This is a genomic window from Rickettsia honei RB (genome assembly GCF_000263055.1).
Lineage (GTDB): Bacteria > Pseudomonadota > Alphaproteobacteria > Rickettsiales > Rickettsiaceae > Rickettsia > Rickettsia rickettsii.
Genome location: NZ_AJTT01000009.1, coordinates 1 through 24,563 on the forward strand (window position 1 = coordinate 1; position 24,563 = coordinate 24,563).

Genomic DNA, 24,563 nt, shown 5'->3' on the forward strand with positions numbered 1-24,563 from the left:
TTATATTATTTTCCAAAGGTTTAGCTAGGGACGAATTTGCTAATATTGGTTCTTTTTTTGAAGCCATGTGATTTGTAAGGTTACTTACTATCTTTTGTAACTCCTCATTGTCAGGTAATTTTGCAATTATATCCTTAATATTTCTTTCTTTATTTTCAATTAATTCCTCAAATTTATGCTTCGTTTTATATAATTGTTCATCAATCTTTCTAATTGTTCTAGTATTACTCTCTTTGTTTTTTGCTAAAACCTGCTCACTATTATTTACAAAAACATTTTTAACATTTTGCCAAATATTATTTAATTTTTCAAAAAATGTATGAGGTACTTCTGCCCTAATTTCAGCAACCTGTTTTTGTATTTCTTTAAGTTCTTTGATATTAGAATTTTCGGATATTAAATTTTGGATGTTTTGTTTTGTAGCATTTAACGAATTATATTGTTTCTCTAGTGCTTCAGCATTAATGAATTGTAAGGGATTTGTCATATGTAGAGCTGAGAATCTTTCAGGTTTACTCTTATAACTAAAAAATACTTCCGATAATCTTGCTCTTTGATCTTTAGATAAATCTTTCTTTGTTAAATCCTTAAAACTTTTTTCGATTTCTTCTTGTAATGCTTGCTTTAAAGGTGCAGATTTTTCCGCTATATTATATATCTTATTATCAATATCTTTTAATATTTTATTATTATACTTTATTGCTTCATTTGTTAACTGTTCTTCACTTTTTATCAAAATATACTTTACATTAGAAACTGTTTTTACAAATCTTTTAAACCAAGGCAACGATCTATTATGTTCTTTTTCTAGTTCTTTAGTTTCATTTTGTATTTCGATTAAACCTTGCAACTGCTTATTTTGTTTGCATAATTCATTTACTTGACTTAATATAGTATTTAAAGCATTATTTTCTTGTGCTAATAATTTATTTATATCTATTTCTTTAACCATGCCATACACCTACTATAAATTAATATCAGTATTATAGCAAATTTCTTGTACAAAAGCAAAGAGAAAGTTAATTTATGTAATGTATTTTGATAAATAAAAGATAGATAAGAATATAGTTAACGTAATTTTAAGGATGATAAGCCTATAAGAGCAAATATAACTGAAATAATCCAAAATCTTATTACGACTTTTGATTCTGCCCAGCCGTGTTTTTCAAAATGATGATGGAGCGGTGCCATTTTAAATATTCTTTTTCCTTTAGTAGCTTTGAAGTAATATACCTGTAAAATTACGGATGCCGTTTCAATAACAAACAAGCCGCCGACTATAGCTAAAACTATTTCATGCTTAGTAATAACGCTAATAATACCAAGCACACCGCCAAGACTTAGACTACCGGTATCGCCCATAAAAACTTCTGCCGGTTGTGCATTAAACCATAAAAATCCAAGGCAGCTACCGACTAATCCCGCACATAACACCGTTAACTCCCCGGTATTCGGTATATAGGTTAGCTGTAAATAGTTCGAGTAAATTAGATTTCCTACTAAATAACTTATTAAAGCAAAAGAACCGGCAGTAAAGGCAATAGGAACGGTAGCAAGACCATCAAGCCCATCCGTTAGATTCACGGCATTAGAAGAGCCGACTATAACAAATATAGCAAAAACTATATAACAATAACCAAGATCCAAACTTAAATTTTTAAAAAACGGTACGTTAAGTAAATGACTTGGACTTTTCTCTAGATATTCTAGTAAAACACATATAATGAAGCTAATAATTCCTTGAAGTAAAAGCTTACTTTTTCCTCTTACTCCGTAATGATTATTTTTAGTTACCTTAGCATAATCATCCATAAATCCTATAATACCGAAACTAATAAAACCAAATAACGTAATCCAAATATATTTATTCGTTAAATCAGCAAGTAATAAAGTAGAAAGACAACTAGACAAAATAATCATAATGCCCCCCATTGTCGGAGTACCTACTTTTGTTTGATGCGATTCAGGTCCATCTAAGCGTATAGGCTGACCGTTTTTTTGAAGAGATCGCAGAAATTCTATTAATATCGGACCCGTGATAAAGCTAAGGCTTAGAGTTGTAATAATAGCAAGACCGCTACGAAAAGTAATATAGTGAAATAAATTAGCTATATGTGAATTATGGATATGAGGGAGCAAAAGATTGTATAACATTTGTAGATTTAAATTTAAAAGTATATTTTGATGTTATTCATTGTGCATGGATACCAAATCGTCATTGCGCGCAGTCGTAGACTGCGCGGCAGCAATCTCGTCAAACATCCTGAGATTGCTTCGTCAATTACTACGTAATTTCCGCGCAATGACGGGCAACCAAACCACACAATATTAAGAATATCCTAGTGTATTTATTTATAATAATCAACAATCTTATCAAGTTTTACGCCTCTTGACCCTTTTATTAGAATCAGCTCATTACCTTCAAATAAATCCGTAATATGCGTAATTAATTCATCAACATTTTTAAAGTATTTTTTAACTATTTTGGAAGGTAGTAAATCATCAATATATTTAGTATTTACTCCTACTAAATAGACCTTAGAACAAGCGGTATCTAATATGTACTGCACTAGTTTCTCATGTAATCGTTTAGAATTTTCCCCTAGCTCTAGCATATCGCCTATTATAACAGTTTTATTCTCGGCAGGTACTTGTTTTAAATATTCTAATGCAGCTTTCATTGACTGCGGACTTGCGTTATAGTAATCACAAATTACACGACAATTTTGTATATTGATAATTTCCCCTCTTCCTTTAGTAGGAGAAATATTTGCTAAGTGATTTGCAGCTATCTCTATATCTTTACCTAATATATCGATAATTAAAAGTACACCGGTATAATTTTCGGTAAAATGCCGAGGAATAAAGGGTATCGTTACATCTAAGACTTTATTATTTATCTTATACTTTAAGTAGACTTGCTCTCCTAGGTTCTCATATAAAATTAATTCTGCTGAAGTTTTAGCTGATCTACCGAAGCTATGTATATCGGTGATAGAAAGTTCTTTTAATATCGATAATATTTTGTTATAGCAATTAGTATCGGCATTAATAACGGCAATATCATTTTTGCTAAAATTTGTAAAAATCTCACATTTAGCTTCAGCTATCTCTTCAAGCGAGTTAAAAAATTCTAAATGAGCCTCTGAAATATTAGTAATCATGGCAATATTCGGCTTTAATATTTGAACCAGCTCTCTTATTTCACCTTTATGGTTCATGCCAAGTTCAAAAATAGCATATTCCGTATCATCAGCCATTGAAGCAAGATTAATAAGCATACCGAGTTTGTTATTGAAGTTACCTCGGCTAGCAAAAACTAGAAAATCATGTTGTAATAATACTTTCAGTGCTTCTTTTGTAGAAGTTTTACCGACGCTGCCTGTTATAGCTATAAATTTAGCTTTTGAATTCTCTCGTTTATATAAAGCCATTTTTTGTAGAGCTTCAAAGCAATCATCGACTAAGATAATTTTATCTTGATCATTGATCTCTAATCGCTTACTAATAATTACGGCTGCTGCTCCTTTATCTATTGCATCTAGAACATAATCGTGACCATCTCTATTACCTTGAAGTGCTATAAATAAATTACCTTTTTTAACATCTTTGGAATTAAATTGCACTTCATTACAATTTATAGAATTAGAGATTGTTATACCGAGAACAGCACTTAAAGTTTTAGAGTTCCAGATCATATATGTTTTTGTTATTTATGTGTTGTTGTATGACGTGTTTATGTCATTCCCGCGTAGGCGGGAAGCCAGTAAACATATAAAAACCAAGCTTTTTATATGTTTATTTTATCAAATATGTAACTTCTGTATTAATATTGAAGTTATTTTTCTGGATCCCCGCTTCCGCGGGGATGACATCAAGTTTTTTTAACACTGTCCGGTACTATGGGTCAAGCCACGGGATGACAAACTTTTACACACTTCCTCACAACCTCAGCATCATCAAAAGGTAATTTCTTATCGCCTATAATTTGGTAATTTTCATGACCTTTGCCGGCAACTAATAAGATATCATCTTGTTTTAAATTATTTATACCGTATTTAATAGCCTCTTCTCTATTTGCTATTTCTGTATAATCTGCTTTCTCTATACCGCTTATGATTTCAGCTCTAATAAGCTTTGGGTCTTCATGGCGTGGATTATCATCTGTAATTATGATGGTATCGGCACGTTTTGCGGCTATTTGCCCCATAAGACTTCTCTTTGCCTTATCACGATTACCACCGCAGCCAAAAACTACGCTTAGCTTACTATCACGTAATTTAATATTTTTCAGTTCCGTTAAAGCGTTTTCAAGAGCGTCCGGAGTGTGGGCATAATCAACGAAGATATTAGTATTATCTATTCTCTCCATTCTGCCTTTTACTGCTTTAACTTCTACTAAAGAATCTATAACATCATCAAAAGCAAAACCAATATAATGAATGCTAAGAACAGCAATTAATAAATTACTAGCCTGAAAGCTACCAATTATCGGGGTATTAAAATTATATTCTCTATTATTAAATGTAAAATTAATATTTTGTCCTTTTAAAGAACCGTTAATTCTAGTTATTTCTAAATCACCTTTTTTCCCAACGGTTATAAATTTAATATTATGATTATGTAGATAATCTTTAACAAACTCTATTTCTTCTATATCAGAATTTAATATTGCGATACCGTTCGGTAATAAATGATTTATAAATAATTTCAGTTTGGCTAATAAATAATTTTCTTTTGTATGGTGGTAATCTAGATGATCCTGACTAAAGCTAGTAAAACATGCGGTATTTACTTTTATTTCCCTAAGTCTTGCTTGATCAAGACCATGACTAGAAGCTTCAAAAACTAAATATTCTATACCATTTTCAGCTAAATTATGAGCAATTTTTCTAAAGCTTAAATAGTCTAAAGTTGTTAATTCCGGTACATCATTTATAAGATTAACGCAGCCAAATATTTCTACCCCTATCGTACCTATAGATGCTGCTTTTTTCCCAAGTAACGAATATGTTTGAGCTATATAGGATACTACCGAGCTTTTACCGTTAGTACCGGTTACGGCTATTAGATCCTTTGGTTTTTTAGGATAGAATATTTCTATGGCTTCATATAAAGCTGCCTGCACATCTTTTACGTAAATTACTTTATCTATAAAAATATTTTTTTTATTGTCCGTAATTACTAATACTGCACCTTTGCTTAAAGCATCCTTAATAAAATCATTTCCATCAGTATTCCGTCCTTTAATCGCAAAAAAGATATCTTTATCCTTAACGGTTTTAGAATTAATTGACAAACCTTTTACGTTATGTTGTTGAAATAATTGCTTTAGGTTATGGGACATATTTATTATGTTAAAAACGTGTTACCGTCATTGCAAAGAAATTGCATAGCAATTGACGAAGCAATCTCAGGAGTTTGTTATTATTTCATGAGATTGCCACGCAGCCTACGGCTGCTTGCAATGACAGAGCAGGAATGACATCGAGTCTACACCTCCGATAAATTCCAAAGTAGTTGATTTGCCTCAACAATTATATTTTTATCTACTAATTTCTTGATATATACTAATTTATTATCTGGTTTGATTTTTGCCTGATTAGAGTAAGTACTAACGAATTTTAAAATTTTATCAGTCATATCGGCATTTTTATAAAATTTAATCACAAATCCGTTATCTCCTGAATCTAGATTTTCAATATTTAACTTAAAGCATAATAGTTTTATTTTTACAATATCAAGTAAATTATTAAATTCAATCGGTAGTAAACCGAATCTATCAATCATCTCATCTTTAAATGTCTCTACTTCTATCTCATTACTTAAATTACCTATTCTTCTATATAGTCCAAGTTTAAGAGCTGCATCGGCTACATAATTATCTGGAATAAATACGGATAATCCCAAATTAATAGTCGGGATAAATGGTTGTTCTGAAACAATCGGTTCATCTTTAAAAATAGCTATTTGTTCTTCCAACATTTCTTGATATAGTTCTGTACCTACTTCTTTAATTTGTCCTGATTGTTCTTCACCTATCAAATTACCGAAACCTCGTAAATCCATATCACGGCTTGCAATAGTAAAACCTGAGCCCAAAGCACAACTATTTTGTATTATCTCTAAGCGTCTTAAGGAGTGCGATGTCATCTTTTTATGACTTGCTACCGTTAGATAGGCATAACCCCGCATTTTACCTCGACCTATGCGACCACGCAATTGATATAGCTGACTAAGACCCAGCATATCAGCATTATGTATGATCATGGTATTTGCCTCGGCTATATCAATTCCTGATTCTATAATAGTAGTTGAGACTAGTATATCGAATTTGCCGGCATAAAACTCGCTCATAACCTCATCAATTTTACTCGGAGTCATTTTTCCGTAAGCTATTTTATAGCTTAATTCCGGCACGATTTGTTTTAATTGTTTTGCGATATCCTCTATATCTTTAATTCTTGGAACTACATAAAAACTTCTTCCGCCTCTAAAATGTTCGCGTAATAATGCATCTCTGATAATAACGGGATCAAACGGCATAACCGAGGTATGAACTTCCAGCCTGTTTAGAGGCGGCGTTGCAATAATGCTAAGTTCTTTTAAACCGATCATTGACATTTGCAGCGTTCGAGGAATCGGTGTTGCCGACATTGCAAGTACATGGGAAGAGGATTTTAGCGATTTAAGAAATTCTTTTTGACCGACACCGAAATGTTGTTCTTCATCGATTATTAACAATTTCAAATTAAAGAATTTTATATTTTTATGTAATAAAGAATGAGTGCCTATTATTATATTTATTTTACCGCTTTCAAGCTCCGATCTTATAATTTTTGCTTCTTTAGAACTAATAACGCTAGATAATTGCTTGATATTTAAACCAAAACCTTTGAACCTTTCCATGAACCTTGAAAAATGTTGACTACATAAAATAGTTGTCGGTACAACTACGGCTACTTGAGGTAAATGTTCATTTAGAGATTTTGCTACCATAAAGACGGCACGCATTGCTACCTCTGTTTTACCAAACCCGACATCACCGCATATTAACCTATCCATTAACATACCGTTGCTTAGATCTTCTTTAATATCGTTTATAGCAATTAATTGGTCTTCCGTTTCGCTGAAAGGAAAATTAGCACAAAATTTATCATATTCTTCAAGGTCAAATTCAATGGAAGCACTACTATTAAGTTTCCTTTTAGCTGCTATTTGTATTAAATGCAGTGCTATCTCTTTTATACGCTTTTTAAGCTTTGCCTTACTTCTTTGCCATGAAACGCTACCAAGCTTATCAAGCTCCGCATTATCATTGCCGTATTTTTTTATTACCTCTATACTTTCAACTGGTATATATAATTTATCATTGCCGGCATATAAAATCTTTAAAAAATCATGTGGTTTGCCTTTGATTTCTAAAGCTTCTAGCTTTAAAAACTGCCCTATTCCATGATCTTTGTGAACAACAAATTCGCCTTCAGCTAAATTATCAAGCTCCAGCAAGATATTTTTAAGTTTTTTGTTAGTGTTTGTAGAGCTAGGTTTTTCTTCTAATAATTCGCTAGCGGTAATAAATAAATATTCTTTCGTATAAAAGCTTTGATTTAAAGGAATTATCGCGACATTTATTATTGAAGCCTTAGCCTCATCTAATTTATTTATCTCATTATATTTATATTCATAATTTTGAATTATGCTTTTGATTCGCTCAAAACTACTTAAAACGCTTGAGCCTATAATAATTTTCTTATGAGAATTTGCTTTAATAACCTCAAATAATTTATCGAAAACCGTTTTCTTTTCTATAAAACTTGTAGCAGCGATATTTTCAATTAAGCTAGCTTGCTCTGAGTTTTCAAAAGTAAGTAGTATATTATTTTTTTGTTCTAGTAATTCCGTTATTTCAGAAGCGGTAAAATATAAGCTAGTCGGTGAAAGGGTGGGATAGAAACTATTAAATTTAAGTTTATTTGCCTCTGACCTTGCCGAATAAAAATCGTTATAACTATGTTCAAATTCTAAAATGGCTTGTTTTGACAAATGATCGAATATGAAAATAGGATCGTTTAAATAATCTATTAAGTTAGAGCAGGAATCGTAAAATAATGGGAGTAATTGTTCATATCCTGTGAATTTTCTTCCAGATATTACCGCCTCATATAAAGCATTATCAGTATGATTAACTCCAAAATTTCGTAAGTAATTATTCTTAAAATTACCTATAGTTTCACTATTTAAAACTATCTCATTTGCAGGACTAATAATAAGCTCCCTGCAGGATTTAGTCGAAATTTGCGTATCAATATCAAATTCTTTTATTGATTCAATATAACCCCAACTAAAATGAATTCTATAAGCTTTAGGACCGGACAATATTATATCAATGATTTCGCCTCTAACCGCAAATTCCCCGGCATCGATGCTACTCGCATTTCTTGTAAAACTATTTTCTACTAGAAACATAGCAAGCTCATCCGTAGTAAATTTCATTTTAGGGGATAATTTCAAAAAATATTTAGAAAAAAAATCTTTCGGCGGTAATTTGTTTAATAAATTCGCTGTATGAGTGATGAGTAATTTGTTGCTATTACTATTATTTGTTGTTAGCTTGATTAATGTTTCTGCACGTCTAGATAAGATATTTGCATTTGGTGACGTATGGTCATAAGGGATGGTATTATAGCTTGGAAAGTAATAAATATTTTCATTAGAAGAAAAAACTAAAGCTTGCTTGTATAATTGCAACGCCTCCTCTTCATTACTCGCACTCAAGATAAAATCTTGCTTAAGATTCTTAGTAAAATTATCAATTGCAAAGAAAGATTTGGCAGCCGCCGGAAATTTTTGTTGTAACATTCTACAGGAGTTTATATTTTTGCTATTTTGTGTAATTTATCAATTATTTCGGCATCTAGATAAGAAGGAGCAGAAGATCTATTATTAATCCAATTATAAAGATCATTATCATTTTGATCAAGTATTAAAGAATAGCGTCCAAGTTTTTTTTCATCCATTAAGGATAGGTACTTTTCGGCAAAGCTACCGAGTATATAATCCATTTCTCTGCAACCGCGATTTTTACTACGGTAATAAAGTTTCTTTTGTAAAGAGTTTTTATTTAATTTATTCATCTATAACATCTTGCAAAATTTTTTTATAATAATATTATTAAAGCAATCAGATACCAAAATCATTTTAAAATGCTTTAATAATTCAGCACTCTAATAAATCCATTCTACATGGGTAAAATTCTATTAACTTTTATTATCAATAACAGCAAAAAAGCGTAAATATGTCGGTTCAAAATATCTGTTCTACAAAAGCTTATGATATGCTAATTTCAAATGATAATGCTTTTCTTGTAGATGTTAGAACTAGAGAAGAGTGGCAGCAAGTGGGCATACCTCATTTAGATAATAAAAATAAGGTGATCTTTCTAAGTTGGCAATTGAATAAAGATTTTGAAGATAATTTTTTATCTATCGTTAACGATAAAATTCATGCAATAATATTTTTTCTGTGCCGTTCAGGACATAGGTCATTTATCGCAGCAAATTTTATAACTAATATAGGTTATAAAAATTGTTATAATATTAGTGACGGCTTTGAAGGAAATAATCAAGATAAAGGCTGGAAACAAAATAACTTACCGTGGCAGTTTTAAGTGAGTACTAACCAAATAATTTTAACGGATCAAGGTGATAATTATGTAAATGTCTGGAGTCACGTGGCTCAAGATCTTTACAATCATTACGGTGAAACTCTATATAATAGCTGGTTTAGTAAAGTCAATTTTATAGAGTCTTCATTAAATACCGTTATTCTTTGTGCCCCTACTAACTTTGTTAGAGATTGGATAAAATCCAAGTACTCTATGGTCATATTGCAACTATTTCAACATTATAATAATACCATTAAGTCAATTGAAATAATTACTAAAGAGTTACCTGGAACACCCCAAACAGTTACAGAATTACCTACTAAGACTTTTGCCGATATCGGCAGCAGTGAGCTTAATTCAGAAAATATCTTTTCAACCCTTGATGTACGTTTTACTTTCGATAATTTTGTGGTTGGAGCCCCAAATGAGCTAGCTTATGCAGCCGCAAGAGCGGTTGCAGAATCATCAGGTGCGGTTTCTGAGTCTAATCCGCTTTTTCTATATGGCGGCGTAGGGCTTGGTAAAACTCATTTAATGCATGCAATCGGTTGGTACATCAAGCAGAATAATCCAAGCCGCAAAGTGATATACATGTCGGCAGAAAAATTTATGTATCAATTTGTTAAAGCTCTGCGTAACAAAGAAGTAATCTCGTTTAAAGAGAAATTTCGTTCGGTTGACGTGTTAATGATTGATGATATTCAATTTATTTGCGGTAAAGATAGTACGCAGGAAGAATTTTTCCATACTTTTAATACATTGATTGATAATAACCGTCAAATGGTTATTTCTTGTGATAGATCGCCTTCAGATTTAGATAATATTGAAGATCGGATAAAATCTCGTCTTGGATGGGGCTTAGTTGCCGACGTTCATAGTACTACTTATGAGCTACGACTCGGTATTCTAGAATCTAAGATTGAGCAGATGAACGTTAAAATACCAAAAGACGTAATTGATTTTTTAGCATCTAAAATCGTTTCAAACGTTAGAGAACTTGAAGGAGCTTTAAATAAGGTGATCGCTCATTCTAATTTTACTTTAAAAGAAATTACACTCGAAAACACACAAAATATTTTGCGGGATTTACTGCGTTCTAATGAAAGAATAATTACCGTTGAAGATATTCAGAAAAAGGTAGCTAGCCGTTATAATATTAAGTTATCCGATATGTCTTCATCACGGAGATTACGAGAAGTTGCAAGACCGCGTCAAATAGCCATGTATCTTAGTAAAGCATTAACGCCGAAAAGTCTTGCAGATATCGGTAAAAAATTCGGCAAAAAAGACCACACGACGGTTATGCATGCTATTAAGAAAGTAGAAGAATTACTGGAAAACGATATAGAATTACGCGAAGAGATTAATTTGCTAATGAAAATATTGCAGAACTAAATGTCATACCGTAGTCAAGCTGACTTTGTTGCATGGTCCGAAAAACCGACTCGATGTCATTCCCGCGAAATCGGGAATCCCGGGTAAAGCAAAATAAATCGAGCTTTTAATTGTACAAACTTATTGTGTATAACCTTTAAATTACTGGATTACCGCTTTCGTGGGCATGACATAAACAGCCATACAATAAAGCCAAAACGTCGCAGGAATGATATAGATATATATCAAATGCTCTCAAAAAACGATTCAGTAAAAGAAATTTTTTCAAGATTCTCCAGAAAATACCAAATTAACAGAATTAAAAAGTTTAAATGAATTAATAAAGAGGAATTACAAATTCACTATCTCGACTACGATTATCAAATCCACGCTAATCAAGAATATAGATATATTTTTAAGAATAGTAATATTACAAAATATTTTATTGCTCCTGAAAAGCGCTTATTTTATCAATTAAAATTTGTTGATGCAGACAGGGTATACTCAAATGATTTGGAGAATTGGAATGTAAAACGAGGAGCGAGTACGCACAGCCCCTTAATAGGTGAGCATGCGAGTCCTCCGAAGTTTTGTAGAAACAATTCTTCAAATCATTTGAGTATGCAAGCTACAGGCAGTCATCTATGTGGTAAAGATCAATATAATACTACCTATGTATTTTTAAATACTGATTCATTTACTCTTAGCTACCAAGTTCTAGGACCTCAAAAAGACCATAATATTAATACTATTTTTAATAGTATATAGTATTAGTATGTTCTCCAATTAGTTTAAAATATTCTTTCATACTATTGTCTATATCAGTTGTTTCCAAAGTTTGATTATTATCATCATCATTTGCATCATATATATCTTTTCTTTTAGAAAAGGCAAGTTTTAATCTCTTTTGAAACGAGGTAGGAGAAATAGTTTGATTAAATTTGGGGGGTAATATCTTGTAATACATTCTTAGCATATTCAGGTGCATCAATATCATACCATTCTTTTATTTTAGCACATAAAATTTGTAGAATTTCAGGTAGGATTTTTTTTATTTCTGTCTTGAGAGATGCTTGTTTTTGAGCTAAAAACCCTTCAATATTTTTTAAGCTTTCAGTAAATTCCAAGTAGGTTATTTCAATTAAATCCTTTAAATCTTGAGAAAAATCCTTTTTTTCAAGAAATTTAGTTTTTGTAAGCTTTAAATTACGTTCTCCTATATTGTTTACTTTAAGAATTAAAGCAGTTAAATTTTGGTCTAATGAATTTAACAACTTTATAGGACAATGCTCTAATTTATAAACTTTTGCTAAAAAAGATTTTATATCATTGCTTTTTACATTATCCATATTTTTGTAAAATTACATTGAAGCTAAGATGTCAAATATTCGTGCTATATTTGCTAGTTTATAATTATTTAATTTTTTACTAAGCCATTCTATTAATATATTACCTTCTTTAATAAGTAATAGATTACCATTTTGTACATTTGTAGTGTCATAATCTATTGGAATTTGGTAACACATATTTATAGTTTTTCAGTATAGCTCTTGTTTGAGCAACGGCATGCTCAGCAGATATAGGAAAAAACTCCTTATATGATAAAAATATACTATTTTTATCAATAAGTTCTAAAAACATAGGAGCCGTAAATAAGGTTGCACTATTTCTATGCGTTGCAAGCATAAATAACAAATGTGTTAACTTTTCTGCAAAGTAATTTAGTTTTCGCGGTAATTCTTCTATATTTTGTGTCAATGCTTTAGCATGCACAACTTCAAATATACGTTTTATAATAGCATGTTTATATTCATGTTCTTGCTCAAATTTAGATAAAATTTCATCATACTTTCCTAAGCCAAGTACATCTGTTTGTACATTACCGGTTTTATAATGTACTATATGATTAATTGTAAAAGTTTCTTCTTTAGTACTTGAGATCTTACATATAGTAGATAAATCACTATTTATTTCTTCTAAAATCCGGTGCTTTAGCTGATTTTATTATTCCTGCCAATCATTTCAGCAAAAGCTAAAAGTCCTTTAGAATTATGTATGGGTTATTACTTATACTTTTTTAAGTTGATATTACTGTTTTGCAATTCAATAATACTTTCTTTGCATGCTGAGCAGTAATACCGTCTGCTAAAGCAAATATCTTAGGAATAGAGTGATTTGGATTAAATACACAATGCAATAGCTTTTGATAATCCTTATACTTATATTTTCTTTGTTATAATTTTTAAATAATTATGTTTATTAAAAGCAGTTTTGATAATATTAAAATTTTCTTCGTAATAATTATTATCTACAACTAATATTTCAGATTTAATTTTTTTTATAAATATTTCTAATAGTAGAATATTTAAAAAATCTATCAGCTAAATTATGTAATACTAAACCCAGTTTAAGTTTAAAATCTTCAGAGTTGTATATATAATTAATATCTAGTATATTTTTAAGTACAAAATTAAGATACCTAGGTAAAGTATAATTTTCTTTTAACTCTTCATCAGAGGAGCTATCAAAGTTTTCGTATTTTAGCATTATTATTTATAGTAGAATGAGTATTAAATTATTTAGAAACAAATATCCCTATAAGGGGGATTAAAGTATCTAGTGTCTCCGTAAGGGCACTAAAATCATCTCTATATAATAAATCATTTGTAGTACATAATTCTTTAATATCTAAAGTTTGTCCAGTATTTCCCTCAAAACAATACATAAATGCCAAAGCTTCCATAATTTTCTTATCTTTAACAAATTTAAATAATCGTTCTTTTCCATAAGTTATTGTATCTTCAACATCAGCTAAATCTTTCTCTACTAAGGGCATCATTGTATTTACTTCTTGAGCTAATAACTGAGGATCTATATTACTAGGATGACTTAGCATATCTCATACCATCATAGTTATAATATTAGCTATATACTAAAATATTAAAGTTTTCTTTACTAATAGTTACAATTTATTTTATAAGTTAAATTTTATTCAGTTTAGACTTTAGACAAATAAGTTTATTGACAAAAGTTAATTTTTATTGTATTTTGCCCTCTTAGTATTTTTTTGAAAGGTAGTTATGGTAGATATAAACAATAATAAGATTAGCTTAGCACTATTTGAAGGCGGTGGAGTAAAAGGAAATATCCATTTAGAAAAATTAAAAATAATGGAACAAATAACCGGTAAGCCTACTTGTGAGATATTCGATTTTACTGGAGGGACCAGTGTTGGAGGACTTATTTCTATTTTGCTTAATTTACCGAATCCTAATAATCCCGGAAAACCTTTATTCAGTGCAGCGCAAGCTCAAGAACTGTTTGAAGAAATGGCACACAATATTTTTCCGGTAGGATTAACTTTTAGAAAATTGTGGAGTTTTAATGGCTTATTCAGCCATAAATTTTCTCCTGAACCATTAGTAAAATTATTGAAAGAATATTGTAAGAATTATACCCTCAAGGATTTAATCGGTGATGTTGTAGTTACAGGTTATGATCTAAATAATAAACACAATCCTCTTATGACCTTCTCTACTATAGATGCTAGACAAAGTGAAGAGAATGATTATTACCTTTCAGATATAATACAAGGCATCACTGCAGCACCTGGATATTTCCCCAGCCACAATTTCCGTAATATAACCAATACTAAATCACATAAAATTATTGATGGTGGAGTATATGCTAATGACCCAACCTTACAAACATGGCAATTATTAAAAGAAAATAACTATCACATAGAAAACGCTTTGTATTTATCATTAAAAGAAGAAAATAATGATGATTACCAAACTGTTTGTTGCGGCGGAGGCATGCTAGAACTAGTGAAAAATAATATGCCCGCTAAAATATTAGCAGCAACACAACAAGCTGATGAAAAAACCGCTCAAAGCATTTTTGGTAATAAATTAATAGAAATAGCTACTTATATTCCAGAAAAACATGCTGAGATGAGTGATTCTAGTACTGAAAATCTGCAAGCACTAAAAGAATTTGCTAAAAAATCTATATATGGAAGCTCCACCTTTAGAGATATACCTTATAATGAAAAGTTTAAAGAAGCTATTGATAAAATAATAACTAATTATAATGCAAATAACCCTAACGACCAAATTGTTATGAATGATTTTTATAAAGAGTTATTCCATATTAATACTTCTAATAACGCACTTGATAAAAGTTTTAAACAGGAAGAAGATATAGCAAACAACGAGGATGCAGTGAATACACCGATAGCTCAAGCTCTAGATTCTAAAGATATAGAATCTGGGAAAAAAGAATTATTAGAAGGTATCAAGGAGTTTTTTAATCCATTCATCGAAAAAAATCCAGCAGCAAAAGTAGATATAGAGAATTGTTTACACGAAATAAAAAATTTGACATTAGCAGAAATTGAAAACGGTATTGTTACTTTTAAAGCAGCTAGATTAAAATGGCAAGCAGAACAGAATAACCTTGATGTATTTAGTAGCTGTAGTATGGAAGCCTTAAAAGAGGATATGACTCTTGAGGGTGAGGAGCATACAGATGATTTACAAGGTTATCTCTAACTTTCTTAATGTCATTCCGGCGTAGGCGGGAATCCAGTCAAAAAAGTATAAATATGCTAGACTTTTAAAACTAAACGCTCGATTTATCTCGCTTTACCTTGGATTCCTGTTTTCGCATGAATGAAATCGAACGCTTTCTTCGAGCCATACAAAACGCCACAGCTGCTCACAATGACGACACCTGTGTTTAGTTAGGAATATTTGACTTTTTCTTCTTATATAAAATCCAAATACAGTAAAACGAAATAGCAGAGATAATACTTAAAACGAAGCATAATAAAGCAAAATTGCTTATCGTTGCGCCGTGTATTTTAGAAACCAAATAAGTTACAGCAGCGATAACTACGTAGTATATTGCACTAAATATAGATCCTGCTGTACCTGTTACTTTAGCATAATCCTTCAGTGCATAACGAAGCGTCATAGGAATAAGTAGATTATGCCCAACCATATGAATCATCATCGGTGCAAATATCATAGCGATTGCAAGATTATGACTCGTTGAAATAACTTCTAATATAAAAGCATTTACCGCAAATAATATACAACCGCACAAACTAAAAATAAATTCTAAACCCATAAACTTTTTTATCGTGTACATGGCGTTTTTTTATTAAATACCCTCCTAAAAAGCCTCCAAAGATAGCGGCAAAAGATAACAAAAACGCTAATTTACCGTAAAAAGATGGCGAAACTTTCATTTTATCAATCAAAATAAAAGGAGCTTCTATGAAAAAACTGTAATATATGCCGTTAAATGCACTGATGATAAAAGCATATAACCAAAGAATTTTATCTTTAATAATTACCTGCAAAACCTCAAAATATTTACTGCTTTGGGAAAAAATCTATATAAGAATTTGTTTCAGGTAAAACTTTATAATATAGTACCGGTAAGGCTAAAAAATACAAAAACATATAATGCCAGCTTGAATATTCTATAATATAGCCCCCTATAGATGAACCTAGAGAAGGGATAAATAACAGCCACGGAGATAAGCTAGCATAGACATATGATAACTCTAAGCCTTTTGATAGGAGTCTCCAGCCATACCTCCCCAATAACAGAACCTACACTTACACCGAAAGCTTGCACAAAACGAGCTATCATCAGCATTTCTATATTAACTGCAAAAATGCTAATAATTGAAGATACAACATAAATAAAAAGCCCTAATAAAGCTATAGGTCTCCTGCCGTAAATATCCGATAATCTGCCGAGTGATAATATACCAAGCGCAAACCCTAGAAAATATAATGTAGATGTAATTTGAGTGAGACCGCCGTCAATGCCGAAATATTTGGTTAAACTCGGTAATCCTGAAGTATAAATTGTTTCCGTAGTCGGTGATAAAATAAATAAGCATAGAAGCATCCATGCCGGAATCTTCGCAATAATTTTCATAAATGATTTTTTTTTACGGTTCATCGAGTTTTATCGATTAATCCGCTCCAAACAAATTTTTTCCATTATCATTTTTAATCTTTCTATTCTCTCAATCAAGTAAAGTAACTGCTCTCTGCTAATTCTATAATTTTTATCATATCTTGCATCAACGTAAGCTTTTTCTAGTAATTCAAAACATTCTTTTTGTTCGGGAGACGATTGCAGAAATACTTTAAGTAGTTCAACATTATAAATTTGCACAATATCCACCTAGCTTTCTTATATCGTGTAACTTTGGTTTTTGTAACGGGCAAAAACTAATAAAATGTTACTGTAAACACTTTCAGTGGCTTGATGCAGCTCAAAAGCACTTTTACTAAAATCACCTCTTTCTAATGGGTATTTACAATCAATAAAAAAACTCTTGCCTCTACCAAACCAGTATTCATAATCTTCTTTAGCCATTTCTTTTACTTCACTCCAAGGCAAATTTTTAGCTCGAGAAAGCTGCTCGCCACTATCATATAAAAGAATACCTTCATTCTTAATGTCGGTATAAAAATAACGCCCTTTTTCAAGCTTGTCATTTACCTCACTTATAATTCGCATATTATAGATATTCAAGGTTCTAGCGAAAAAACCTCGGCTTTTCTTAAGCCTGTTTGTTCTAACCTTTTTTCTATCTTAGATTCTACCCTTAAAGTAGCATGCTAAATTTACATTTTTTTCTACTAAAAAGTCAAAATCACTTGTATAACTATAAGTAGTATGATCTTCCGTATACATATCTTTAACCCAATCACCTCTAGCATACGAGCCATACAAGATAATCAGGGCAATTTTATCATTGGCAACAGCCAAAATTTGCTGCACTATATAATCAAGCCTATCTTGCACTTCAAGAGACCGTTTTGGTCAAATTGTTTTCATAGCTGATCGTTATTTAAACGTTAAATCTAAAATGTACTATATCCCCATCCTGCATTTTATATTCTTTACCCTCTAAACGCATTTTACCTACTTCCTTGGCTTTTGCTTCACTACCGAGATTTATGTAATCTTTATAGCTGATAACTTCTGCTCTGATAAAACCTTTTTCAAAATCGGTATGAATAATACCGGCAGCAGCCGGTGCAAGTGTGCCATCTTTAAAAGTCCAACTATGGGCTTCCTTTGGTCCTATAGTAAAAAAGCTTTTAAGGTTTAAAAGATTATACCCCTCTTTAATGACTTTACTAAGCCCTGTTTCGTCTAAACCTATAAATTTTAAAAACTCTTCCTTTTCTTCCATGCTTTCAAGTAAAGCAATTTCAGCTTCTATTTTTGAAGAAATTACGACACTTTTAGCATTTTCTTTCTTTGCTCTTTCCGCTACTAATTTTGTAAATTCATTACCTATAGCTGCATCTTTTTCAAGTACGTTACATATATATAAAACGGGCTTAGAGGTAATTAACTGTAATTGTTTTAAATTATCAACTCTTAAAGCTTCATTTAGCACTCTTGCAGGTTTATCCTCACCTAATACCTTATAAACCTCTTTTAACAGCTCTATCTGCTCTGCCATTGCTTTATCGCCTGACTTTAAGCGTTTTTCACTTGTAGCTAAACGCTTTTCAACCGATTCTATATCGGCAAGTATTAATTCCGTTTCAATAATCTCGAGGTCATGCAGCGGATCGACTTTGTTATGTACGTGCGTTATATCCTCATCTTCAAAACAACGCAGTACGTGCAGTATTGCATCGACTTCCCTGATATGAGATAAGAACTTATTACCTAGCCCCTCCCCTTTGCTTGCTCCTTTAACAAGCCCTGCAATATCGACAAACTCAATATAAGACGAAATAATTTTACCGCTTCCGGCTAAGCTTGCTAGTTTATGCAAACGCGCATCAGGCACTAAAACTTTGCTGCTATTAGGCTCAATAGTACAAAACGGATAATTAGCGGCATCTGCAGCCTGACTTGCCGTTAAGGCATTAAATAACGTCGACTTACCGACATTCGGCAACCCAACAATTCCGAGTTTTAGTGTCATAAATTTTTCCGTAAATAATACATTATAGAATCTTTTTCGTAACCGTGCATAGCAAATTCAATTTTATACCCCAGTTTCTCATAAAACGATTTTGCTTGGAAGTCCATAGTAACAAGATGAATAAAATTACAGCCTCGTTCACGTGCTAAATCCTCAGCCTTTTGCATTAGTACAGTACCATAATTTTAGTTTCTTATATTTTCATTAACAAAGAGTGAATCAATGTAAAATCCCCCCAAGAACTCATACCGCTAATTCCTACAACAAAATTTTTATCCTGATCTAAACAGGAAAATGAAAAAGATTCAATATCTCCTACTAACCCCTTTTGTTCTCTAGCATCTTTGTTCAAAGCCTCAATAATTATAGTTCTATGAGTTCTATCCATTGCATCAGCATAAACAATTTCAAAATTTTGTGTCATAAATCTTTGCTTCTTTGCTGTTTAGTTTTAATATCGTTTTCCCGTCATTGCGAGGAGATGCATAGCATCAACGTGGCAATCTCGTGAAATAGTATAGAATTCCTGAGATTGCTTCGTCAAAACTTACAGTTTTTGCTCGCAATGACGAGTTGGTATCCACGCAGCAACGTCGATCAAGTCGTAGGAATAACATTGAATATATCAAGCTATCTTATTCTTAAATTCTTCTAACTTATTCTCTAATATTAAACCAAAGTTACTAGTGATTCTATCTATAGCTTGCATTACTGTTTCATACTCCGGTTTAGAGAAATGATTAAGTACGTAATCTGCTACATCCTGATTATTTTGCGGTCTACCGACTCCAATCCTAATCCGGTTATAATTATTACCTATAACCCCATCAATCGACTTTAAACCATTATGCCCGCCATTACCGCCACCGGTTTTAAATTTTATTCTACCTGTTTCTAAATCAATATCATCATGAATAACAAAGATTTTTGCGGGGTAGATATTATAATATGTTTTCACCGATATCACTGACTTACCGGACAAATTCATATAGGTGGTAGGCTTTATAAAAATTATCTTTTGTCCATCACTAATAGTTTCAGCAATTTCACAATTGAATTTTTTCTTTGTACTAAATGATGAATTATATTGGTTTGCTATTTTCTCTATAGCAATAAAGCCGACATTATGCCTCGTATATTGATACTCTTTTCCTGGATTACCAAGACCAATAACAAGAAGCATAATAATTTACCTAATAAATAGTAATGGAAAATTTTTGAAGAAGTATTGATTTGCAAGAAGTACAGATGTCATTCTTAGCTCAGCATTATTGCGTGGATCGAAAAACCTACTCGATGTCATACCGTGGCTTGACCACGGTATCCAGAAAAAAATTAACAAAGACTGGATACCGCTACAAGCTCGCAGTATGACAATTAAAGATTACCGGATTCCCGCTTCTAGCTAGGAATGGCATAAAACGAGCCAAACAACAACGCCTACGAATCCTCGCAATAACGATTTAAGTATCTAAGCAAGTCCTTATCGTGAGAATTATCTTACTTCCCTGCTTCAGCGGCTTGTTGTTCCCCTTCAGCTTCAGTTTTTGCTCCTCTACGTCCTATAATAGTTGCAAGGACAAATTCTTTTTTTGTAACAAAACTACATCCTTTCGGTAATTCTATTTTTGACGATTTTAGCGAAGTAGCCATAGGCATATTAGTAACATCTATAGTTACGTTTCTTGGGATATTATTAACATCACATAATAAAGTAACTCTTCTTTTTACTATATTAAAGTATCCACCTCTTTTAACGCCTAAAGCTCTTTCTTTCCCTTCATATACTACAGGTACTTCCATTTTTTGGGTTTTCTCTTCTAAAAAGACAAAATCAACATGGCGTACTATATCCGTAACAGGATGTAATTCTACAGCCTTCGGCAATACTTTATATTTTTTCTTATCAATTGTTAAATTAATTAACTGAGAGATAAAAGCCGGCTTTCTATAATATTTAGTTATTTCCTTTTCTTCCAAAGAAATACTAACAGGTGTTTTACCAGCTCCATAAATAATAGCCGGAACACGCCCTGCTCTTCTTAATGCTCTTGCTGCTCCCGTACCGAATTCCGTGCGGGATTCCGCTTCAAGTTCTAATATTTCACTCATTATTACTCCATATTAACTTATAATAAATCTTCATTATCATACTTAAGTACAATTAAAAATTCAAGTAAATTAATTTTTGGCTAGAATATAGGAGTAATATATTCCTTAGTTAAAATTCTTTAATTTATTGGATATTGAAAAGAAATTTAGTTCTAACCGAAATTATTTTGTAAGGAAATTATGAAACAGATACAACCTAAGCGTATTGCAAATCCCTCATCAAACTGTGGAGAAGAAATTGCTGCCAAGGATATAAATAAGGATGTTCTCCTTGAATCTATTATGTACTCTTCTGACTATATTGGGCGTGACAGCGAGAGTGAAGATGACGATTCTTATGCATCAATACTCTTGTTCAAAATAAAGAACCGGAATGCAAAATTCACTTAGATTTAGTTTAGTATATTACATATGTGCTACCAAACAAATGTTAGAGAACAAGCAGAAAATGCGAAGGTTTCTAATTTAGACAATGAAAAGCAGTAATTAAATGTAGTACAACTCCAACAATTCTGTACCGAAAGAAAGTTCAATTGAATCTATGATAACATCAACATCAAAAAGCAACATAGATGCTGACAAAATTATCTTACCTTTCCCTTCTGTAGGACAACAAAGACAATTAGAGAAATTATATCGTTATAATTAAAATTTTTAAAGAGCTTTACCCTTCTAATTCTGACAATGGTAACGTTGGAATAGTAATATTATTAGGTGATGCAAAGGGGTCATACGGCGACCTAAATCTATGGGATATTTAAAAATTTATGAGTTTGCAGAGATAATCTAGCACCGCTTTCTAATGCTAATTTTACTGCTAACTCATTATTTTCGCTATTAAGTCTTTGGTTGTTTTGATCCATAGGTTGAATAAAAACCGGTATATTATAAGAGGTTTGCCCTACTTCCGGTATGAGACTATATTCTAAAATATTTTTAGCAACGATAAATTTCACCGCACTAATTTTAGGCAATAAATCTTCTCTTATTTTACTATAACCGGTTTTACCTACCTTCGGCGAACAAATTATAGACACTTCTTTCGGCAAAGAACGATATAACGTACCGTTAGTCTCTATTTGAACTTTAACATCTCGGTCTAATAACTTCTGACATAATAACTCTATAGGTTGACGCATCGGCTCACCACCGGTTATTACTACTAAATTAATCGATTTTTCATTTTTAGAATTTAATGCCAGGCTTTCTACTTTATTCAAAATCTTATCTATATCTACTAAATCAAAATCTTCAAACTCCGTATCACAAAAATTACAAGCAAGATTACATCCTCCAAGCCTAATAAAGATCGCAGGACAACCTACAAAAATGCCCTCCCCTTGTATAGTCTTAAAAATAGACTGTACCTCTAACTGAGTACCGTCACCGTTTAATATGCTTCTTTTAGGATTTTGTCCAAACATTTTTAAATTATTATCGATTGATTAAAAACATTATAGTACATTTTTATAAAAAAATCTTGCAATAACTAATAAAAAAACTATTATCTAGGTTTCATCGGTAATATGGCTTTGGTATGCCTAATGTTTTACCGTTTAAACCTAGAAATACCAATTATAAGGAACAATATGCCTAAATTAAAAACAAAATCTGCCGTAAAAAAACGTTTTAAACTTACTGCTAGCGGCAAGGTTCTTGCATCTCAAGCAGGTAAAAAACATTTTATGCGTCGTCGTACTAAAGCTCAAATTCGTAACCTTAGAGGAACTACAATACTTTGTCCTCAAGACGGATATAATATTAAAAAATATTTTTTACCGTACGGTATAAATTAATTAACTAGGAGCTAAAGCAATGACACGTGCAAAATCAGGAAAAATTTCCAAAAATCGACATAAAAAAATCCTTAAATTAGCCAAAGGCTATAGAGGTAGAGCAAATAGCTGTTTTAGAGTAGCTATTGAGAAAGTAGAAAAAGCCCTCCAATATGCTTATAGAGATCGTAGAAACCGTAAACGTGATTTTAGAGGCTTATGGATTCAAAGAATAAATGCAGCAGTAAGAGAACATGGGCTTGTTTACTCTCAATTTATGGGAGCTCTTAAAAAAACAGAAATCGATATAGATCGTAAAGTACTTGCAGAACTTGCCGTCAATAACAGTGACGGATTCGTAAGTATCGTAGAAAAAGCAAAAGCACATATTTAAGTATTTAATGTCATCTCGTGGTCAAGCCACGGGATGACATATTTATAATAATTAATTTTTATTTTCGTTCGGTATAAATATTATGAAACGTACATTTCAACCTAGTAATTTAGTTAGAAAAAGAAGACATGGTTTTAGATCTAGAATGTCTACCCCAACTGGAAGAGCAATCTTAAGAAAACGTCGTGCTAAAGGTAGACATAAATTATCTGCTTAAAATAATCTGATTTATCAAATTGTCTATTACCTCTTTAAAAAATCAAAAAGAATTTGAGCTTATAAATAAGCTTGGAAAGAAGCTCCATGAGAGATATTTTATTTTGGTAATCGCCACAAAACTTCCAAAAATCTTCCTTGAATCAAAATATAACACCTTTTTAGGAATCAAAGTTAGCAGAAAGCTCAATAAAAAAGCTGTAGTTCGCAACAAAATTAAAAGGCGTATACGACATCTAATTAGAATTATTGTTAATGATTCTAGCTTTAAGGCTATAAAATTTGCAATGATTATTATTCCGAGAAAAGGATTTGAAGAGATAAACTTCTCACACTTGAATTATGAATTAAGTAAAGTAATTCTAAGAAATATTTAGATTTTATTAGACCTCTTCGGAAACTCGCTTATAGAGAGGAATTTGAAGGAGACACGGAACGCAGAACCGCAGCATACAAAAGAGTACGTGAGGATTCGAGTACCGGATCGACGTACAAATTACCTCTAGAAGTAGAGTTTCCGAAGAGGTCTATTGAAATGACTTGGCCATTACTCGCGTGGCTTGGTTTTGCCGTCATTGCGAGGAAAAATTGAAAATTTTGACAAAGCAATCCAGTAAAAAATTCTGATTTACAGATTTTTTACTATTTTTTATAGATTGCCACGCTTTTGCAGTCGCTGCGTTGTGGCATGGCTCGTTTTATGTCATTCCCGCGAAAGCGGGAATGACATCGAGTAGGTTTTTCAAGCCATGAAAGCACAAGCCTTCCACGGGAATAATATTGAATTTTATTACTTATACTCCCTCTGTCACCTCTCCTAATGCCGATACTTCTTCTACTACAGTAAGTGTTGTATCTATAGTATTTTCTTCAGACGTATTTATAGTAGAATTATAATATTTTTTTACTAATTCGATAACGTCTAAATTATGCGTCTCTTCTGCCGTATGAATATTAGAGCTACCTACCTCTATAGTACCATGCTCAAGTACAGCTTTTAGAATAGATAAATCACCTTTCTCTATAACCTTACCAAGATTATAT

General features: G+C 31.8%; 30 protein-coding genes and 3 pseudogenes. 10 read left to right on the forward strand and 23 right to left on the reverse strand.

Annotation, left to right across the window (positions count from 1 at the left end; all coding sequences use genetic code 11):
• The 6 genes and pseudogenes from rickA to WSW_RS0107455 all read right to left on the reverse strand — a co-directional run.
• Positions 1 to 952: pseudogene (rickA, locus tag WSW_RS0107430) on the reverse strand (Arp2/3 complex-activating protein RickA); the annotation flags it as partial.
• A gap of 116 nt (positions 953 to 1,068) precedes the next feature.
• Positions 1,069 to 2,154 (reverse strand): phospho-N-acetylmuramoyl-pentapeptide-transferase, encoded by a 1,086-nt coding sequence (gene mraY, locus WSW_RS0107435; protein WP_016917633.1) that lies wholly within the window; start codon positions 2,152 to 2,154, stop codon positions 1,069 to 1,071.
• Positions 2,155 to 2,348: 194 nt separating this feature from the next.
• The gene (locus WSW_RS0107440) at positions 2,349 to 3,698 is read right to left on the reverse strand and encodes a UDP-N-acetylmuramoyl-tripeptide--D-alanyl-D-alanine ligase (RefSeq protein WP_016917634.1); all 1,350 of its coding nucleotides are present in this window, start codon (positions 3,696 to 3,698) and stop codon (positions 2,349 to 2,351) included.
• A gap of 209 nt (positions 3,699 to 3,907) precedes the next feature.
• On the reverse strand, positions 3,908 to 5,347 hold the full coding sequence (locus WSW_RS0107445; RefSeq protein WP_016917635.1) for a UDP-N-acetylmuramoyl-L-alanyl-D-glutamate--2,6-diaminopimelate ligase: 1,440 nt from the start codon (positions 5,345 to 5,347) through the stop codon (positions 3,908 to 3,910).
• A 146-nt stretch (positions 5,348 to 5,493) separates the two neighbouring features.
• A complete protein-coding gene (gene mfd / locus WSW_RS0107450; protein ID WP_016917636.1) occupies positions 5,494 to 8,862 on the reverse strand; it encodes a transcription-repair coupling factor in 3,369 nt (1,122 codons plus the stop codon).
• Between the two features lie 11 nt (positions 8,863 to 8,873).
• A complete protein-coding gene (locus tag WSW_RS0107455; protein ID WP_016917637.1) occupies positions 8,874 to 9,137 on the reverse strand; it encodes an FAD assembly factor SdhE in 264 nt (87 codons plus the stop codon).
• Between the two features lie 161 nt (positions 9,138 to 9,298).
• On the opposite strand from WSW_RS0107455, the gene WSW_RS0107460 reads away from it, so the two are divergent.
• The 3 genes from WSW_RS0107460 to WSW_RS01000000108845 all read left to right on the forward strand — a co-directional run bounded on the left by WSW_RS0107460 (position 9,299) and on the right by WSW_RS01000000108845 (position 11,809).
• Entirely contained in the window at positions 9,299 to 9,670 is a 372-nt protein-coding gene (locus WSW_RS0107460; RefSeq protein WP_016917638.1) for a rhodanese-like domain-containing protein, read from the forward strand.
• Positions 9,671 to 11,062, forward strand: coding sequence for a chromosomal replication initiator protein DnaA (gene dnaA, locus WSW_RS0107465; RefSeq protein WP_016917639.1), 1,392 nt, complete (start codon positions 9,671 to 9,673; stop codon positions 11,060 to 11,062). It abuts the gene before it with no gap.
• 492 nt (positions 11,063 to 11,554) lie between these two features.
• Positions 11,555 to 11,809, forward strand: coding sequence for a DUF6314 family protein (locus WSW_RS01000000108845; RefSeq protein WP_156793076.1), 255 nt, complete (start codon positions 11,555 to 11,557; stop codon positions 11,807 to 11,809).
• Here the strand turns inward: WSW_RS01000000108845 and WSW_RS1000000113415 are convergent.
• The 6 genes from WSW_RS1000000113415 to WSW_RS0107495 all read right to left on the reverse strand — a co-directional run bounded on the left by WSW_RS1000000113415 (position 11,796) and on the right by WSW_RS0107495 (position 13,937).
• A complete protein-coding gene (locus tag WSW_RS1000000113415; protein WP_238528586.1) occupies positions 11,796 to 12,017 on the reverse strand; it encodes a hypothetical protein in 222 nt (73 codons plus the stop codon). The genes WSW_RS01000000108845 and WSW_RS1000000113415 overlap by 14 nt on opposite strands.
• Positions 11,977 to 12,390, reverse strand: coding sequence for a hypothetical protein (locus WSW_RS1000000109940; protein WP_016917642.1), 414 nt, complete (start codon positions 12,388 to 12,390; stop codon positions 11,977 to 11,979). Before WSW_RS1000000109940 ends, WSW_RS1000000113415 begins: the two co-directional genes overlap by 41 nt.
• A 12-nt stretch (positions 12,391 to 12,402) precedes the next feature.
• Complete coding sequence (locus WSW_RS1000000111845; protein ID WP_156793077.1) at positions 12,403 to 12,567, reverse strand: hypothetical protein; 165 nt, start codon at positions 12,565 to 12,567, stop codon at positions 12,403 to 12,405.
• The gene (locus WSW_RS1000000109945) at positions 12,539 to 12,799 is read right to left on the reverse strand and encodes a hypothetical protein (protein ID WP_238528587.1); all 261 of its coding nucleotides are present in this window, start codon (positions 12,797 to 12,799) and stop codon (positions 12,539 to 12,541) included. Before WSW_RS1000000109945 ends, WSW_RS1000000111845 begins: the two co-directional genes overlap by 29 nt.
• 570 nt (positions 12,800 to 13,369) lie before the next feature.
• Positions 13,370 to 13,588 carry a hypothetical protein gene (locus tag WSW_RS1000000109800; protein ID WP_016917643.1) on the reverse strand — a complete coding sequence of 73 codons (219 nt, stop codon included), beginning with the start codon at positions 13,586 to 13,588 and terminating at the stop codon, positions 13,370 to 13,372.
• Between the two features lie 28 nt (positions 13,589 to 13,616).
• Positions 13,617 to 13,937, reverse strand: a complete 321-nt coding sequence (locus WSW_RS0107495) for a hypothetical protein (protein ID WP_016917644.1) — start codon at positions 13,935 to 13,937, stop codon at positions 13,617 to 13,619.
• 184 nt (positions 13,938 to 14,121) lie between these two features.
• Between WSW_RS0107495 and WSW_RS0107500 the strand changes: the two genes are divergently transcribed.
• Positions 14,122 to 15,594, forward strand: coding sequence for a patatin-like phospholipase family protein (locus WSW_RS0107500; protein ID WP_016917645.1), 1,473 nt, complete (start codon positions 14,122 to 14,124; stop codon positions 15,592 to 15,594).
• Positions 15,595 to 15,781: 187 nt separating this feature from the next.
• On the opposite strand, the pseudogene WSW_RS1000000111280 reads toward WSW_RS0107500, so the two are convergent.
• The 9 genes and pseudogenes from WSW_RS1000000111280 to WSW_RS0107555 form a co-directional block, all read right to left on the reverse strand.
• Positions 15,782 to 16,999, reverse strand: a pseudogene (locus tag WSW_RS1000000111280) (Bcr/CflA family efflux MFS transporter).
• Between the two features lie 30 nt (positions 17,000 to 17,029).
• Positions 17,030 to 17,242 carry a HEPN domain-containing protein gene (locus tag WSW_RS1000000113420; protein ID WP_238528588.1) on the reverse strand — a complete coding sequence of 71 codons (213 nt, stop codon included), beginning with the start codon at positions 17,240 to 17,242 and terminating at the stop codon, positions 17,030 to 17,032.
• Between the two features lie 18 nt (positions 17,243 to 17,260).
• Complete coding sequence (locus tag WSW_RS1000000113425) at positions 17,261 to 17,605, reverse strand: hypothetical protein (protein ID WP_238528589.1); 345 nt, start codon at positions 17,603 to 17,605, stop codon at positions 17,261 to 17,263.
• A 60-nt stretch (positions 17,606 to 17,665) separates the two neighbouring features.
• Positions 17,666 to 17,842, reverse strand: coding sequence for a nucleotidyltransferase domain-containing protein (locus tag WSW_RS1000000111855; RefSeq protein ID WP_156793078.1), 177 nt, complete (start codon positions 17,840 to 17,842; stop codon positions 17,666 to 17,668).
• Between the two features lie 82 nt (positions 17,843 to 17,924).
• The gene (ychF, locus tag WSW_RS0107535; protein ID WP_016917649.1) at positions 17,925 to 19,022 is read right to left on the reverse strand and encodes a redox-regulated ATPase YchF; all 1,098 of its coding nucleotides are present in this window, start codon (positions 19,020 to 19,022) and stop codon (positions 17,925 to 17,927) included.
• The gene (locus WSW_RS0107540) at positions 19,019 to 19,189 is read right to left on the reverse strand and encodes a GNAT family N-acetyltransferase (RefSeq protein ID WP_016917650.1); all 171 of its coding nucleotides are present in this window, start codon (positions 19,187 to 19,189) and stop codon (positions 19,019 to 19,021) included. The genes ychF and WSW_RS0107540 overlap by 4 nt, the downstream gene beginning before the upstream one ends.
• Positions 19,190 to 19,215: 26 nt before the next feature.
• On the reverse strand, positions 19,216 to 19,446 hold the full coding sequence (locus WSW_RS0107545; protein ID WP_014273657.1) for a hypothetical protein: 231 nt from the start codon (positions 19,444 to 19,446) through the stop codon (positions 19,216 to 19,218).
• A 201-nt stretch (positions 19,447 to 19,647) separates the two neighbouring features.
• Positions 19,648 to 20,205 (reverse strand): aminoacyl-tRNA hydrolase, encoded by a 558-nt coding sequence (pth, locus tag WSW_RS0107550; protein ID WP_014410909.1) that lies wholly within the window; start codon positions 20,203 to 20,205, stop codon positions 19,648 to 19,650.
• 317 nt (positions 20,206 to 20,522) lie between these two features.
• Entirely contained in the window at positions 20,523 to 21,134 is a 612-nt protein-coding gene (locus WSW_RS0107555) for a 50S ribosomal protein L25/general stress protein Ctc (protein ID WP_012736701.1), read from the reverse strand.
• 180 nt (positions 21,135 to 21,314) lie between these two features.
• Between WSW_RS0107555 and WSW_RS1000000113430 the strand changes: the two genes are divergently transcribed.
• Positions 21,315 to 21,524, forward strand: coding sequence for a hypothetical protein (locus WSW_RS1000000113430; protein ID WP_016917651.1), 210 nt, complete (start codon positions 21,315 to 21,317; stop codon positions 21,522 to 21,524).
• Between the two features lie 356 nt (positions 21,525 to 21,880).
• On the opposite strand, the gene WSW_RS0107565 is transcribed toward WSW_RS1000000113430, so the two are convergent.
• Positions 21,881 to 22,558 carry a 7-carboxy-7-deazaguanine synthase QueE gene (locus WSW_RS0107565; protein ID WP_016917652.1) on the reverse strand — a complete coding sequence of 226 codons (678 nt, stop codon included), beginning with the start codon at positions 22,556 to 22,558 and terminating at the stop codon, positions 21,881 to 21,883.
• A 165-nt stretch (positions 22,559 to 22,723) separates the two neighbouring features.
• Between WSW_RS0107565 and rpmI the strand changes: the two genes are divergently transcribed.
• The 5 genes from rpmI (at position 22,724) to WSW_RS1000000111310 (ending at position 24,111) form a co-directional block, all read left to right on the forward strand.
• Complete coding sequence (rpmI, locus tag WSW_RS0107570; RefSeq protein WP_016917653.1) at positions 22,724 to 22,930, forward strand: 50S ribosomal protein L35; 207 nt, start codon at positions 22,724 to 22,726, stop codon at positions 22,928 to 22,930.
• A 19-nt stretch (positions 22,931 to 22,949) separates the two neighbouring features.
• Positions 22,950 to 23,303 (forward strand): 50S ribosomal protein L20, encoded by a 354-nt coding sequence (rplT, locus tag WSW_RS0107575; RefSeq protein ID WP_004997919.1) that lies wholly within the window; start codon positions 22,950 to 22,952, stop codon positions 23,301 to 23,303.
• Between the two features lie 82 nt (positions 23,304 to 23,385).
• Entirely contained in the window at positions 23,386 to 23,520 is a 135-nt protein-coding gene (rpmH, locus tag WSW_RS1000000111305) for a 50S ribosomal protein L34 (RefSeq protein WP_016917654.1), read from the forward strand.
• Positions 23,521 to 23,539: 19 nt separating this feature from the next.
• Positions 23,540 to 23,896: a ribonuclease P protein component gene (rnpA, locus tag WSW_RS0107585; protein ID WP_016917655.1), complete on the forward strand. Its 357-nt coding sequence runs from the start codon at positions 23,540 to 23,542 to the stop codon at positions 23,894 to 23,896.
• A gap of 5 nt (positions 23,897 to 23,901) precedes the next feature.
• A complete protein-coding gene (locus tag WSW_RS1000000111310; RefSeq protein ID WP_083832978.1) occupies positions 23,902 to 24,111 on the forward strand; it encodes a palindromic element RPE1 domain-containing protein in 210 nt (69 codons plus the stop codon).
• Between the two features lie 202 nt (positions 24,112 to 24,313).
• On the opposite strand, the pseudogene WSW_RS0107590 reads toward WSW_RS1000000111310, so the two are convergent.
• Positions 24,314 to 24,563: pseudogene (locus WSW_RS0107590) on the reverse strand (hypothetical protein); the annotation flags it as partial.

What these genes read in the sequence shown, in the direction of transcription:
- mraY (WP_016917633.1), bottom strand. Translation starts at nt 2,154, where the DNA reads ATGTTATACAATCTTTTGCTCCCTCATATCCATAATTCACATATAGCT.
- WSW_RS0107440 (WP_016917634.1), bottom strand. Translation starts at nt 3,698, where the DNA reads ATGATCTGGAACTCTAAAACTTTAAGTGCTGTTCTCGGTATAACAATC.
- WSW_RS0107445 (WP_016917635.1), bottom strand. Translation starts at nt 5,347, where the DNA reads ATGTCCCATAACCTAAAGCAATTATTTCAACAACATAACGTAAAAGGT.
- mfd (WP_016917636.1), bottom strand. Translation starts at nt 8,862, where the DNA reads ATGTTACAACAAAAATTTCCGGCGGCTGCCAAATCTTTCTTTGCAATT.
- WSW_RS0107455 (WP_016917637.1), bottom strand. Translation starts at nt 9,137, where the DNA reads ATGAATAAATTAAATAAAAACTCTTTACAAAAGAAACTTTATTACCGT.
- WSW_RS0107460 (WP_016917638.1), top strand. Translation starts at nt 9,299, where the DNA reads ATGTCGGTTCAAAATATCTGTTCTACAAAAGCTTATGATATGCTAATT.
- WSW_RS1000000113415 (WP_238528586.1), bottom strand. Translation starts at nt 12,017, where the DNA reads ATGCTAAGAATGTATTACAAGATATTACCCCCCAAATTTAATCAAACT.
- WSW_RS1000000109940 (WP_016917642.1), bottom strand. Translation starts at nt 12,390, where the DNA reads ATGGATAATGTAAAAAGCAATGATATAAAATCTTTTTTAGCAAAAGTT.
- WSW_RS1000000111845 (WP_156793077.1), bottom strand. Translation starts at nt 12,567, where the DNA reads ATGTGTTACCAAATTCCAATAGATTATGACACTACAAATGTACAAAAT.
- WSW_RS1000000109800 (WP_016917643.1), bottom strand. Translation starts at nt 13,588, where the DNA reads ATGCTAAAATACGAAAACTTTGATAGCTCCTCTGATGAAGAGTTAAAA.
- WSW_RS0107495 (WP_016917644.1), bottom strand. Translation starts at nt 13,937, where the DNA reads ATGCTAAGTCATCCTAGTAATATAGATCCTCAGTTATTAGCTCAAGAA.
- WSW_RS0107500 (WP_016917645.1), top strand. Translation starts at nt 14,122, where the DNA reads ATGGTAGATATAAACAATAATAAGATTAGCTTAGCACTATTTGAAGGC.
- ychF (WP_016917649.1), bottom strand. Translation starts at nt 19,022, where the DNA reads ATGACACTAAAACTCGGAATTGTTGGGTTGCCGAATGTCGGTAAGTCG.
- WSW_RS0107540 (WP_016917650.1), bottom strand. Translation starts at nt 19,189, where the DNA reads ATGCAAAAGGCTGAGGATTTAGCACGTGAACGAGGCTGTAATTTTATT.
- WSW_RS0107545 (WP_014273657.1), bottom strand. Translation starts at nt 19,446, where the DNA reads ATGACACAAAATTTTGAAATTGTTTATGCTGATGCAATGGATAGAACT.
- pth (WP_014410909.1), bottom strand. Translation starts at nt 20,205, where the DNA reads ATGCTTCTTGTTATTGGTCTTGGTAATCCAGGAAAAGAGTATCAATAT.
- WSW_RS0107555 (WP_012736701.1), bottom strand. Translation starts at nt 21,134, where the DNA reads ATGAGTGAAATATTAGAACTTGAAGCGGAATCCCGCACGGAATTCGGT.
- WSW_RS1000000113430 (WP_016917651.1), top strand. Translation starts at nt 21,315, where the DNA reads ATGAAACAGATACAACCTAAGCGTATTGCAAATCCCTCATCAAACTGT.
- WSW_RS0107565 (WP_016917652.1), bottom strand. Translation starts at nt 22,558, where the DNA reads ATGTTTGGACAAAATCCTAAAAGAAGCATATTAAACGGTGACGGTACT.
- rpmI (WP_016917653.1), top strand. Translation starts at nt 22,724, where the DNA reads ATGCCTAAATTAAAAACAAAATCTGCCGTAAAAAAACGTTTTAAACTT.
- rplT (WP_004997919.1), top strand. Translation starts at nt 22,950, where the DNA reads ATGACACGTGCAAAATCAGGAAAAATTTCCAAAAATCGACATAAAAAA.
- rpmH (WP_016917654.1), top strand. Translation starts at nt 23,386, where the DNA reads ATGAAACGTACATTTCAACCTAGTAATTTAGTTAGAAAAAGAAGACAT.